The following is a 13,566-nucleotide window of genomic DNA, read 5'->3' as shown; positions in this document are numbered from 1 at the left end:
GCAGGGGAGGCAGGGGGACAAGGAGGAATTATTGAACAAGTCTCTCTCTTGTCTCCCTTGTCTCTTCTTCATGCTCAATGCCCAATGCCCAATTCCCAATACCCAATCCCCAACGTAGATGCATCTTGTGGAAGTTCCTCAAAAATCGATATCCATAGGAGACTAGAGAAAGAAGAACAAAATATATGTGATACGTTTTCAAGCGCTGAAGGCTGTAACTACTTTAAGGAGGATTTATGCGTGCAGTACTGATGGCAGGGGGTTCGGGAACGCGGCTTCGCCCGTTAACTTGCGATCTGCCCAAACCGATGGTGCCAATCCTAAATCGACCAATTGCTGAACATATTATCAATCTTCTGAAGAGACATCAAATTACAGAAGTTATTGCGACATTGCATTATTTACCTGATGTCTTGCGAGACTATTTTCAAGATGGCAGCGATTTTGGTGTTCAGATGACTTATGCCGTCGAAGAAGATCAGCCTTTGGGTACAGCAGGCTGTGTGAAAAACATTGCCGAACTTCTGGATGAAACTTTTTTAGTCATTAGCGGTGATAGCATAACAGATTTTGACCTCACGGCTGCGATCGCATTTCACAAACAAAACAAGTCGAAAGCTACTTTGATTTTAACCAGGGTTCCTAACCCGATTGAGTTTGGGGTGGTGATTACGGATGAGGAAAGACGAATTCGGCGATTTTTAGAAAAACCCTCTAGTAGTGAAATTTTTTCCGATACCGTCAACACTGGCACTTACATTCTCGAACCAGAAGTTTTAGAATATCTGCCAGCAAACATTGAATGCGACTTTTCCAAAGACTTATTCCCCTTACTATTAGCAAAAGATGAGCCAATGTATGGTTACATCGCTCAAGGCTACTGGTGTGATGTTGGTCACTTAGATGCCTATCGGGAAGCTCAGTATGATGCATTAGATCGAAAAGTAAATCTCGATTTTGCCTACAAAGAAGTTTCCCATGAGTTATGGGTAGGTCAAAATACTTACATCGATCAGACGGCTGTAATTGAAACCCCAGCAGTGATTGGTGATAATTGCCGCATCGGTGCAAGAGTGCAGATTGAGGCCGGGACTGTAATTGGCGATAACGTTACTATTGGCGCTGATGCTAATCTCAAACGCCCCATAGTGTGGAATGGGGCATTTATTGGCGATGAAGCACATCTTTCTGCCTGTGTGATTTCCCGTGGCGCTCGTGTAGACCGCCGCGCCCATGTATTAGAAGCTGCTGTTGTGGGTTCGCTTTCCACGGTGGGAGAAGAAGCCCAAATTAGCCCCGGTGTGCGCGTATGGCCAAGTAAGAAGATTGAGTCAGGGGCAGTTTTAAACATTAACTTGATTTGGGGCAACACCGCTCAACGAAATTTATTTGGGCAACGTGGTGTGCAAGGATTAGCGAATATCGACATCACCCCAGAATTCGCCGTGAAATTGGGATCTGCTTACGGTTCTACCTTGAAACCTGGTTCTAAGGTAACGGTTTCCCGTGACCAGCGTAATGTCTCTCGGATGGTGACGCGATCGCTCATTGCTGGTTTAATGTCAGTAGGTATTGATATTCAAAACCTCGATGCTACAGCTATCCCCATTGCCCGCACGGTTATACCCACAATGTCGGTAGCTGGTGGTATCCATGTGCGAGTCCACCCCGATCGCCCTGACTACATTCTGATTGAATTCATGGATGCTAAGGGCATTAATATCTCCAAAGCCTTAGAAAAGAAAATCGAAGGTGCTTACTTCAAGGAAGATATGCGGCGGGCGCTAATTCATGAAATTGGTGATGTATCTTACCCCAGCCAAGTCATGGATCGCTACTGTACTGCTTTTGAGAAACTTTTGCATGTTCACACACTCCGCAATAGTCGGGCAAAAGTGGTGATTGATTATGTTTATGCAGTATCAGGGGCAGTTTTACCCCAAATGTTGGATAAATTTGGTGCTGATGCAGTAGTACTGAACGCCAGTGTCAATAAATCGGCGATGTCAATCACCGATCGCGAAGGACTGCTAACTCAGTTAGGTCATGTAGTGGAAGCATTGAAAGCTAACTTTGGTGTGCAAGTCTCAGCTAATGGAGAACAGCTGATTTTAGTTGATGAATCTGGCTACCCAATTCGTGGGGAAACTTTAACAGCACTGATGGTAGACATGATTCTGACGGCTAACCCCAGAGGAACAGTAGTAGTCCCGGTTCATGCTTCTAGTGCTATTGAACAAGTCGCCCGTCGTCATGATGGCAGGGTAATTCGCACCAAAGCCAACCCTACAGCTTTAATGGAAGCTTGTCAAAAAAATCCGAATGTGGTTTTGGGAGGTAGTGGAGAGACTGGTTTTATTTTCCCGCAACTGCATCCGGGATTTGATTCTATGTTCTGTATTGCAAAGATCATTGAGATGTTGACTATACAGGAGCGATCGCTAGCTGCTGCGCGGTCAGAATTGCCCCGTGTAATTCATAAAACTTATACAGTCCGTTGTCCGTGGACAGCCAAGGGTGCTTTGATGCGTTACTTAGTGGAAACTCACCCAGCCCAAAACTTAGAACTTATTGATGGAGTGAAAATTTGTCAACCTTATGATGATAGTTGGTTGTTAGTTTTACCAGATGCTAGCGAACCACTGGTACATCTGTATGCAAATAGCAACGATCGCGAATGGGTAGATGAGACTGTGAGAAATTACCGTACCCGTGTTCAGAGTTTTGTGGAAAGACAACAAGAATATCAACCAGCAGAAGTGTAATTCGTAATTCGTAATTCGTAATTGAATTTTTTAATTACGAATTACGTTAGTGAATTCGCAAGCATGATTACAATAAATAACGAATTTTGGCGAGATGGGTTCAAAATTATCATTGAGAACATTCTGGTAAATTTCTACCAGCGTAGTTGCAATCAAAATAAATTAGAGCTTCCCTAGTAGAGGTGAATGCTCTAGTTGTAGTGTATGAGTCACAGTTTTGGCTTGCCTCAGATGACCAAACTTTCAAATAGTAATGGCTATTATCATCGCTAGATCGCTAGACCATAATTCATAACGATAATCACCTCCTGAACCCTGACTAGTTAAATAGTCAGCTAGCGCTTTATTTGATGCAGACAACAAGCTCAATACAGTTAAAACAGGAATTACAGCTATTTTTATTATTTGGATTAATTTCATAAATGCACACAAAATTTACTCTCTCTAGCTTCTTTTAGCAATGTAACTTTTGAAACCAGTAATTCCCTTGAATATTGTGTGAGGATACCGTAAGGCATTTATCAAGAAGTTGGTTTGTAGCCTACTCCTCAATACAGTTTAGGTAAGACCAAAACACTTGTAGAGACGGCGATTTATCGCGTCTCGAAACCTCAAAATTTTTGCCAGTAGCCATTTGAACCGTATTGCCCCGCTCCTGATTGAGTTGGAATGAACCGCCGCCCGCTTTTCCGGTTTATTCCCTAAAATACTTTACAAAACTTAACCCATGCTAAATGATAAAAACTATCAATAAATCTGGTAGGATATCTCCAAGCTTATTGAGATAGATATTCATTAAGCTAAAATATATTTCAACAAGCAAGGACAATAAGTATCCTTGCGTAAATTATTGCGTTCCAAATTCATATACGAGGTGGCAATATGTCGAAAAAAATCGGTCTGTTTTATGGTACTCAAACTGGCAACACTGAATCTGATGCTGAAAAAATTCGGGATGAGTTTGGTGGTGATGTTGTAACATTACATCCTATTTACGAGGCGGATACTACCACTTTTGATGAGTATGAATTACTGATTATTGGCTCTCCAACTTGGGATATTGGTCAACTTCAGAGCGATTGGGAAAGCTTTTATTCCGATCTGGATGAAATAGATTTTAGTGGTAAATTAGTTGCCTATTTTGGTGATGGAGATCAATATGGCTATGCCGATAATTTCCAGGATGCAATGGGAATTCTGGAAGAAAAAATTTCCCAGCGCGGCGGTAAAACTGTTGGCTACTGGTCAACAGAGGGTTATGAATTTGAGAATTCTAGAGCTTTGAAAAATGGCAAGTTTGTTGGTTTGGCACTTGATGAAGGTAGTCAATCCGAACTCACAGACGAGCGAATTAAAACTTGGGTTGCTCAGTTGAAAACAGAATTTGGTTTGTAGAAATTAGGGGCTTACAGCTAGCTGTAAGCCCCTACTATTGATAGCTTAGAAATTATAGGTAATTTATGTCTGATTCATTTGATGTTCTGTGGTTAAATGCAAGTCCTATTTTGAAGCGTTTTGATAAACCGTTACTTGATTACTTATCTGGGTATATGAGAATTGCCCAGTGGGAATACCAACAAACCAAAGATGAAGCGAGTTCCATAGATCAAGCTGTGGAGTTGCTGTATGATTTTTTAGAATGGCGCGATCGCCCCGTGCATTTAGCGGGACATGGGATGAGTGGTGCGATCGCTTTAACCTTTGCTCGCCGATTTCCCCAAAAAGTGCGATCGCTAACTCTCCTGGCTGTAGCAGCTCAACCTGCAAACAATTGGCAAGCTCACTATTACTTTCAACGACAACTTTTTAGTATCAGCCGTGAGCTAGTTTTAGCAAGCACCGTTCGCAGTCTTTTTGGAAATCAACCACCTCATACCACTAAGAAGTTAGTAGCTGCCTTAGATAAAGATTTAGAACAATCTCCCTCGCAACACTCTTTGTTTAAGTTGGTTTATTTACCCAAGGGTGGAGTTTCTATGCCAATGATGGTATGTGGTAGCAAGAGTGATCCGGTAGTCAACCCAACTGTATTACATGACTGGTTGAATTGGTTGAAGCCAGAAGATAAACTCTGGGAATGCCCACAAGGGTATCATTTTTTTCACTACTTCTATCCTCAACAGGTTGGCGAAGAGATTTTGAGTTTTTGGAAACGCCACCCTTCGCATTTGATAGAAGCATCTGCACTATCTTTTAGTACTTCTACAAATTAAGTTAAGACTAGAGATATTCTATGTGAGGCTGCGCTTGATTCACCTAGGGGCAATTCATCAATTGCCCTTACAGCCTGTAGTTTTGGATAACTCTTATCAGCGCATCTTGAAACAGAAATGGTATTAGATCCCCTCTACACAAACTTGAAATCCGTTAGCTTACATCCCGATTTTTGGAATTAGCAACTTGGGTTTGGTAGTGCCGCCATTTTTCCTGTTGACGCGATCTTTTCTCCTCGGTGAGGCTATCAAAACAGTAGGCACAGGAGATACCCTGCTCATATTTGGGAGATATTTTATCTTCTTCAGAAATTGGATACCCACAACAGAAGCACAACTCATAACTTCCTTCCTCCAACCCATGACTGACAGCTACCCGCTCGTCAAAGACAAAACATTCACCTTGCCATAAACTTTCTTGTGCCGGAACTTCTTCCAAATACTTGAGAATGCCGCCTTTGAGATGATAAACTTCTGCAAAACCTTGGGCAAGCATGAAAGATGAAGCCTTTTCACAGCGAATGCCACCTGTACAAAACAAGGCAACCTTTTTGTGTTTAGTTGGGTCAAGGTTCTGTACCACATAATCGGGAAATTCTCGGAATGAGCTAGTTTGGGGATTTTCTGCTCCTTGAAAAGTACCGATATTCACCTCATAATCATTGCGAGTGTCAATCACAGTTACTTCTGGATCGCAAATCAAATCATTCCATTCTTGGGGACTGACATAAGTGCCAACTTTCTCAGTTGGGTCAATTTCAGGCAACCCCAAAGTGACAATTTCTGACTTCAACCGCACCTTCATCCGCTCAAAAGGTGGAGTTTCAGTATGGGACTCTTTGTATTCTAGGTCTGCTAAACGGGGGTCACTACGCAGAAACCAGAGAACAGAATCAATCGCCTGACGCGAACCCGCTATTGTACCGTTAATGCCTTCTTGTGCCAACAAAATTGTCCCCTTGACACCTTGCGCTTGGCAGTAAGACAGCAGAGGATCTCGTTTCTCGGCAAAATCTGGCAGCTTGACAAATTTATACAATGCTGCAATAATCTGAATGTTTTCTGAATTCATCCCTATTAGTAAGAAAATAATATAAGTTACAATAGCAACGTCAAACGAATGTTGCCTGCTATTTTAATTTTATGGGGGTTTAGCTCAGTTGGTAGAGCGCCTGCTTTGCAAGCAGGATGTCAGCGGTTCGAGTCCGCTAACCTCCATTGGATATAATTTATCTCAAGTGCGATCGCTAGTAATACCCAAATAAAACACACCTAAATCAAAATCCCTTAATCTAGTACGGAATGGGGTTTGGCAATTATTAGGCTAAAAGTTAAGAGATAGGTAAGTTAGTATCACATCCAATCGTCTTATTTTCAAAGCTGTACTTAGTTAGAAAAATCTCTACATAATTAAGTCAACTATTACCTGACAAAACGTAGGTAATTTTGAGGTTCAAAATTTGCGGTTGAATTTGTTAGCAATGACAGCAGCCTTAACTAAATCTTCCGCAACAATATTTCTGTTTTGGAGTTGTAACCCACATCCCACACTTCAATCGGTAGTATTAACACTTGATTTACTGGTTGCAAAAAGTGGAAAAATGAGACAAGAAAGTGTTGCTACAATAAACTTCTTAGTCGGTATCATCCAGAGGCAGTAAATCAAAGTTTGGCTTATATATATTTTTAGGGGGTTGTTTGAAAAAGCGTCCATTGGGGTTAGTGGCAATTGTTGCCTACAAATCATTTGCTGCCTTGCTACTTATGGTTACTTCTATTGCTTTATTATTGACATTAAAAAATTATCAAACTCTAGAGGCTTTCTCAGAAAATTATGTTTTAGAAGGTAAATCGATAATTATTGATTGGATTTTAAAGAAAGTTATCAATTTAAATCCTAGAACTTTGGCATTTAGCGGCATTGGAGCAGGAGTTTATGCTATTGTTACTACTATTGAAGCTGTTGGTTTGTGGTACGAGAAGCGTTGGGCCCATGTCTTGGTATTGGGACTTGTCGGTATCAGTATCCCGCCAGAAGTTTATGAATTAATTCGGGGAATATCTCTGATAAAAACATTCATCTTTTTGTTAAATCTAGCTGTATTTGGATATTTACTCCGAAATTTTCCTAAACATCCAAAGTAATTTTTTATTCGATACTTAGGATCTAAACCTCGTCTACCTTGAGAACCGTAGTTTTGTAGTTTTGTCGGTTGGGTGCAGGGATAGCGTAACCCAACATAAATAAGTGGTAATGTTGGGTTGCGTTTCACTCCACCCAACCTACATAAATATATCTTTTAAAAAACTCTAGGTTTCAACATAGATGAGGTTTATATATCTTTGAAGAGTTTCTTAGTGCTGAGTCTTGATTAAGAAGTAGTACTTATGAATCTTTTCACTTAGTACGTTGTACAATCGCTAAAAACACAATCTGGAGAGCGACTTGCCTAGATCGATTCAGTCTACTCAACCACCACTGAAATTTATTACTCAACGGTTTAACCCATTGGTACTCCAGATTGTTCGGTGGTTACTGCCGATCGCACTACGGTTTCGTACTCGCCCTTGGCTAACGGCTGGGATTGTCGGTATTGAAGCCCAAAATGTTGAGGTATTAGCTGACCTTTATCAACAATTCCAGGCTGGGAAAATTCGCTTTTTGTTAGCATTCCGTCACCCAGAGGTAGAAGATCCTCTGTGTATGCTGTATTTGCTTTCCCGCATTGTGCCACGAGTTGCCCGTGAGAAAGGTATTGGACTGCAATCCCTTGTTCACAGTTATTTTCTCTATGACCGGGGGATGACGGTTTGGGCTGGAAATTGGCTAGGTTGGTTATTTTCACGGGTGGGAGGTGTACCGGTTCATCGGGGTAGACGATTAGATCGGCAAGCGATCCAAACTGCACGGGAGTTATTTGCTAATGGCGAACTACCGATCGCAGTAGCGCCAGAAGGCGGTACTAATGGTCATAGTGGTATTGTTAGCCCACTGGAACCAGGCGTTGCTCAAATGGGGTTCTGGTGTGTAGAAGATTTACAAAAAGCCAATCGCACTGAAACTGTGATTATTGTGCCGATCGCTATCCAGTATCGCTACGTCGAGCCACCTTGGTCTAAACTGGATTGGCTGTTGAGTAAGTTGGAAGTTGATAGCGGCTTGGCAGTTAAGGAAATTGATCGGGGTACTCAAGAAGAGATTTACTATCAACGCCTCTGTAGATTGGCTGAATATCTCATTACTGAGATGGAAGAGTTTTATCGTCGCTTCTATCATCAAGACATCCCAAAAACCATCTCAACTGATGAATATGCTAGCCCAAATCAGGTATTAATTGCCCGACTTCATCGCTTGCTGGATAAGGCTTTACAAGTTACTGAGCAATATTTTGGAGTTCAGGCACAGGGTAACTTTATTGACCGTTGTCGCCGCTTGGAAGAGGCTGGTTGGAATTACATTTACCGGGAAGATTTGCCAGATATCAATGCTTTACCACCCTTTAAACGCGGTTTAGCAGACTGGATTGCTGAGGAAGCAGACTTGCGAATGCGGCACATGCGGATAGTGGAAAGTTTTGTTGCAGTCACAGCTACTTATATTCAAGAAAAACCGACAGCAGAAAGGTTTGCAGAAACAGCCTTACTTGTATTCGATATGCTTTCTCGAATTCAAGATACAACACTTCCAGGGCGACCTCGTTTAGGTTTGCGAAAGGCACACATCACTGTGGGAGAGCCAATTTCAGTTACTGAACGCTTTCGCAATTCTCAGGGCGATCGCTATGCAGCTAGACAAGGTGTAAGCGATTTGACAAAAGATTTGCAAATTGCTTTAGAGAAAATGATTAGCTAGGCGTAATTGAAGCAGGCAGGAGGCAGGAGGCAGGAGGCAGGAGGCAGGAGGCAGAAGAAGCAAATCAGTAGGGGATTCGACCCCTACTGATAGCGCAGCGTAAAGCCTGCGGCATAGCAACTCTTAGAGACGCTACGCGTAGCTCGCTTCTCCGTAGGAGTACGCTTAGAGCGAGTCTGCGAGCGTCTTTAGAGCCACTGAACTCTCGTAAGAAAGCGGGAAGCTAACGCAACAGTGTTCTCATCTTAAACCCTTGCTCCAGATGTTTGCGGCAGGAAACAGATAGCGCCGGGCAGTTTTCCTCCCTCCTGCCCTCTGCCTCCTGCCCTCTGCCTCCTGCCTATAGTAATGTCAATTCCCAATTGGTAGTGTTATCTCAAACTCAGAACCTTGTCCAAAAGTAGAATTTACTTTCAAAGTACCTTCATGTTTTTCAACTATAATTTGTCGAGCGATCGCTAATCCTAATCCTGTACCTTTACCTACAAGTTTAGTTGTAAATAAATGCTCAAAAATTCGCTTTTTGACATCATCATTCATGCCAATCCCGTTATCAGAGATTTTAATTTTGACGTGAGTATCATTATATATTGATGTGGTAATAGTAATACAGTTAGGATTAACTGCAATTTCTTCAAAGCTATATCCTTGGTTTGATTCTTCTAACGCATCAATAGCATTTGCCAGCAAATTCATAAATACCTGATTAAGTTGTCCAGGAAAGCATTCTACTTCAGGAATATTTCCGTAGTTAGTGATGACTTCAATTGCCGGATGTTTTTCGTTATAGTTGCTTGCGCTGCCTGTCCAATATCTGCCGGAGTTGGTTGTTGAGGAAACTCAATACCCAATAGCTGCAACACTTGCGAACCAATGTTCAGCGTTTTCAATGGAAGACCTTGCGATTTTGCTGCCATCATTCTGGTTACGTAGATGGGAATGCTGTCGAGCAAGGTATTAGCATGTTGCAACACAATTTTTACCCATTGCTCCATCTGCTCAAAATCGGTATTGAGATAAGTAGCTTCAGCCACCTCAACATATAGCGCTAGGGTCAAGTCATAGTGACTTTCCCAAGAATGACGCGACAACAAGCTAATTCCCACAGTGAAATACTCGACTGCTACTGTGTATGCAGTTGCAGATTTTGCCCTCCGTCCAGCAATCAGATTTAATTCTGCCAGCTCTTGCTGCTCTGAAGGTTGAGTGATTAAGGAACTACCCGCATTTAAATGAGTGACAATTTCAAATAGTCGTTCTTCCTGTTCCGAATCTGAGGAATTGCGTAACAATAACATCCCTATTTTGTAATGGGTGGCTTGCTTTTGGTCTGCTGGAATCAAGGAATAGGCAGCTTGTTGCACGCGATCGTGTAAGAATTTGTATACAGTATTTTGAGAACTTTGTTGAGTAAATATTTGTTCTTCCTGCCCAACAGAAAACTTATAAACTTCACTTTGAGGCAAAATCAAACCTTCTTGTAACCCATTCCACAAACAAGCTGCCGTTTCGATTTCTAACTGTTCAGAAACGATCGCCAATGTTACTAAATCAAATTGATTGCCGATACAAGCCGCTAACTTGAGAACCTGTTGAGTTGATTCTGGCAGCCTCCGCAATTGAAACGCCATGAATTCCAAAACATCATCCGTCATGGCTTGTTGATTAATTCTGCCAATATCACATTGCCAACAGCCTTCTTCAAAATTGAAGGTAATCAACCCATCTTGGTGTAATGCTTTGAGAAACTGTGTAGCAAAAAATGGGTTTCCTTGAGTCTTTTGACAGACCAATTGCGAAAGAGGAAATGCTAATTCTTCTTTGCAGCCTAATGTATCAGCTACTAATTGATTCAATTTAACTTGACTCAGATTTTGCAGATTTATCAAGTTAACTGTTGTACCAGCTTTCCCAATTTCGTCTAAAGTTGATATTAATGGATGGGGCGCTGATACCTCATTATCTCTATAAGCACCAATTAGTAATAAATATCCTGAATCTGACTCATTCATTAATAATTGGAGCAATTTTAAGGAAGCCAAATCTGCCCATTGTAAATCATCTATAAAAATAACTAATGGATTAAATTTTTGGCAATGCTGTATTGGTTACGAAACTGTAATAGTTCGTTAAAAGTAGGAGATTCTACTTGTAAAATTTTAATGACAACAGGTTGTTGATCCACCATTCTAATGGCTCTATAGACTTTAGCTTTGGAGCCTTGATAGAGGATTTCTATTAATTTATAGCCGCTAATTCTATAAACTTCAGGAATTGCTGTTGTCATGGTTATGCTCTCAATAATCAAGATTGCTTGTCAAAAATTTGACTTTTATTAGCAGATATATAGTTATTATTCCCAAAATTAGGGTTTGCTTTTCAAGAAGATAGGGATAAGCTGATGCGCTTTTAGTTGTATATAGAACAATACCTTGGGTTAAGGCTTTGATCTTCCCTAAGCTACTTAAAAAGGAGGGAATTAGAGCAATCAAACCACTCTACGCACAGAAACATGGTGCAACTTGATTGATGATTAGCTTAGTTTTCAGAAGAGGATTGAAATTCCTCCTAAACACAGCAACTAAAATTAAGAGATTCAATTTGGGTCTTAAATCTTTACCTCAACTTCACTCAGGCTGGACTAAAAACCCCGCTATCTATTTACAGCAATCGTGAACTGATGGTTTTTGGACAACTGGTTCACCCGATTGGGTGAATGCGATCGCTGCATCCAGAACTACTCTGAAAGTAGAGGAACTTTTTCTGCTGTTAGTGATAACGCCAACAGCCAAAAAAGTCTCATAATGGCTATGATTGCCTTGAATATTATGTCAATTGCTTATATATCAAAGGTTCAAAGAGTGGATGAAATTGTCAAATCACCAGATTTCCAGCCAGAGAAGATCGCTCTATTGGAAACAATTGCTGCCAATTTACCGGGGATGATTTTCCAAATTCTGCAACGGCAGGATGGCTCTGTGTTTATCCCTTATATTAGTTCTGGCTGTGAATATTTGTATGAATTAAAACCAGAAGCTGTACAGGCAGACTTTCAGGTGCTATATAAACTGATTCATCCACAGGATATAAAAGCTTTTACAGAATCTATTACTGTTTGTAGTACCACTTTTAAACCTTGGCATTGGGAAGGTCGCATCATTACGCCTAGTGGCAAACTGAAGTGGATTCAAGGTACTTCGCAACCCGAACAACAAGAAGCAGGCGATTTTCTTTGGAATGGCTTAGTCATGGATATTACAGACCGAAAACAAGCCGAAGAAGAATTGCAAGTGAGCGAGGCTCGGTATAAAGCAATTTTAGATGCTATTCCCGATTTGATGTTTCGCATTAGCCGCGATGCCGAGTATCTCGATTTGAAAAGTGAGGGAGCAAATATCACTCTTTCGAGAGAAGAAATAGTTGGGAAACGCGTACAAGAGTTATTGCCTAGTGATGTTGCAGCAATTAGCCTGGAAGCGATCGCTAAAACTTTAGATTCTGGAACTTTGCAAACTTGCGAATATCAACTAGCAACGCCTTTGGGAGCCAGAGATTATGAGGCGCGGTTGGTAGTGAGTGGTGAAGATGAAGTACTAGCAATTGTCCGAGATATTACAGAACGCAAACAAGCAGAAGTAACCTTACAAAATCTTGCTCAAAAATTTGCTAAAGCTTTTAGTTGCAGTCCTGATTCCATTACCATTAGTACGCTGCAAGAAGGGCGGTTTATCGAAGTTAACGACAGTTTTGTCGAACTCTCAGGTTATGAGCGAGATGAGGTGATTGGTAAAACTTCTTTTGAATTAAATCTTTGGGTAGACGATCGCGATCGCCTAAATTTGTTAAATCAGTTGCAAAGCACAGGAGTTGTTCGCAACTTGGAATTTGAATTTCGGCAAAAGTCTGGCAAGATAATTACAACGGTGCTTTCAGCCGAAATCATTGATTTAGATAATATCCCTTCGATCCTAGCAGTCCATCACGACATTACAGAACGCAAGCAAGTAGAAGCGCAATTTCGCCTAGCAGCACAACGCGATCGCTTGTTGGCAGAAACTTTAGTGCGAATTCGGTCTTCCCTTAACTTAGAGGAAATTCTTCAAACCACCGTAACGGAAGTTAGGCAATTTCTGCAAGCAGATAGAGTTTTCATTGGTTTAAATAATGCCAAGTTAGGAGTCAGAACCCTTGCCGAATCAGTAGATCCCAAGTATCCATCAGTCTTAGGTTGGTCTACTAATGATGAAGCTTATTTACAAGAATTGAGAAACTTACTAAAAGATAATCTTGTGCGTGTTGTTGAAGACATTACACAAATAGCAGTATCTCCCAAAGTTAAAGCACACTATCAAAAATTCCAAACAAAGGCTAGCTTGGCAGTACCACTGATGCTAGGTAATGAATTATTTGGTGCGTTAATTGCCAATCAATGCTCAGGTTCGCGTCATTGGCAGCCAATAGAAGTTGATTTGCTACAACAGATGTCAGAACAAGTAGCGATCGCCATTCAGCAAAGCCAGATATACCAAAAACTTGCAGAACTTAACACTAATTTAGAACAACAAGTCGAAGAACGAACAGCACAGTTGCAGCAGAAAATGCAAGAATTTGAAAAACTGGATCGGATAAAAGATGTTGTTTTGCATACAGTTGCCCACGATTTACGAACTTCGGTGATGGGTAACTTAATGGTGTTAAAAAATTTGTTAAATCAGGGAGTGGGGAGGGGGGGAGC

11 protein-coding genes and 1 tRNA gene are annotated in these 13,566 nt (G+C 41.2%); 7 read left to right on the top strand and 5 right to left on the bottom strand.

Going from position 1 to position 13,566, the window contains the following annotated elements; genetic code table 11:
* Window positions 1-236: 236 nt before the first annotated feature.
* Window positions 237-2,765 (top strand): mannose-1-phosphate guanyltransferase, encoded by a 2,529-nt coding sequence (locus tag G1O98_RS31285; protein ID WP_163936547.1) that lies wholly within the window; start codon window positions 237-239, stop codon window positions 2,763-2,765.
* 243 nt (window positions 2,766-3,008) lie between these two features.
* On the opposite strand, the gene G1O98_RS40335 is transcribed toward G1O98_RS31285, so the two are convergent.
* Window positions 3,009-3,185, bottom strand: coding sequence for a hypothetical protein (locus G1O98_RS40335; protein ID WP_228058017.1), 177 nt, complete (start codon window positions 3,183-3,185; stop codon window positions 3,009-3,011).
* Window positions 3,186-3,647: 462 nt separating this feature from the next.
* On the opposite strand from G1O98_RS40335, the gene fldA reads away from it, so the two are divergent.
* Window positions 3,648-4,160, top strand: a complete 513-nt coding sequence (gene fldA, locus G1O98_RS31275) for a flavodoxin FldA (RefSeq protein WP_163936544.1) — start codon at window positions 3,648-3,650, stop codon at window positions 4,158-4,160.
* Window positions 4,161-4,225: 65 nt separating this feature from the next.
* Complete coding sequence (locus G1O98_RS31270; protein WP_163936541.1) at window positions 4,226-4,978, top strand: alpha/beta hydrolase; 753 nt, start codon at window positions 4,226-4,228, stop codon at window positions 4,976-4,978.
* Between the two features lie 154 nt (window positions 4,979-5,132).
* On the opposite strand, the gene G1O98_RS31265 is transcribed toward G1O98_RS31270, so the two are convergent.
* Window positions 5,133-6,050 carry a rhodanese-related sulfurtransferase gene (locus G1O98_RS31265; RefSeq protein ID WP_163936538.1) on the bottom strand — a complete coding sequence of 306 codons (918 nt, stop codon included), beginning with the start codon at window positions 6,048-6,050 and terminating at the stop codon, window positions 5,133-5,135.
* A gap of 73 nt (window positions 6,051-6,123) precedes the next feature.
* Here G1O98_RS31265 and G1O98_RS31260 point away from each other — a divergent pair.
* The 3 genes from G1O98_RS31260 (at window position 6,124) to G1O98_RS31250 (ending at window position 8,831) form a co-directional block, all read left to right on the top strand.
* Window positions 6,124-6,196, top strand: a tRNA-Ala gene (locus G1O98_RS31260).
* A 480-nt stretch (window positions 6,197-6,676) separates the two neighbouring features.
* Window positions 6,677-7,123, top strand: a complete 447-nt coding sequence (locus G1O98_RS31255) for a DUF2127 domain-containing protein (RefSeq protein ID WP_163936535.1) — start codon at window positions 6,677-6,679, stop codon at window positions 7,121-7,123.
* Window positions 7,124-7,424: 301 nt separating this feature from the next.
* On the top strand, window positions 7,425-8,831 hold the full coding sequence (locus tag G1O98_RS31250; RefSeq protein ID WP_163936532.1) for a 1-acyl-sn-glycerol-3-phosphate acyltransferase: 1,407 nt from the start codon (window positions 7,425-7,427) through the stop codon (window positions 8,829-8,831).
* Between the two features lie 351 nt (window positions 8,832-9,182).
* Here G1O98_RS31250 and G1O98_RS31245 read toward each other — a convergent pair whose 3' ends face one another.
* The 3 genes from G1O98_RS31245 to G1O98_RS31235 form a co-directional block, all read right to left on the bottom strand.
* A complete protein-coding gene (locus G1O98_RS31245; RefSeq protein ID WP_345940613.1) occupies window positions 9,183-9,572 on the bottom strand; it encodes an ATP-binding protein in 390 nt (129 codons plus the stop codon).
* Entirely contained in the window at window positions 9,560-10,843 is a 1,284-nt protein-coding gene (locus G1O98_RS31240; protein WP_243458599.1) for a hypothetical protein, read from the bottom strand. Before G1O98_RS31240 ends, G1O98_RS31245 begins: the two co-directional genes overlap by 13 nt.
* Before the next feature lie 62 nt (window positions 10,844-10,905).
* The gene (locus tag G1O98_RS31235; RefSeq protein ID WP_163936525.1) at window positions 10,906-11,118 is read right to left on the bottom strand and encodes a hypothetical protein; all 213 of its coding nucleotides are present in this window, start codon (window positions 11,116-11,118) and stop codon (window positions 10,906-10,908) included.
* Between the two features lie 517 nt (window positions 11,119-11,635).
* Between G1O98_RS31235 and G1O98_RS31230 the strand changes: the two genes are divergently transcribed.
* On the top strand, window positions 11,636-13,566 hold a 1,931-nt coding region (locus G1O98_RS31230), incomplete at its 3' end, for a PAS domain S-box protein (protein WP_175586943.1).

This window comes from Nostoc sp. UIC 10630, from assembly GCF_010747425.1.
Lineage (GTDB): Bacteria > Cyanobacteriota > Cyanobacteriia > Cyanobacteriales > Nostocaceae > Nostoc.
This window is presented reverse-complemented; position numbering and strand designations above follow the sequence as displayed.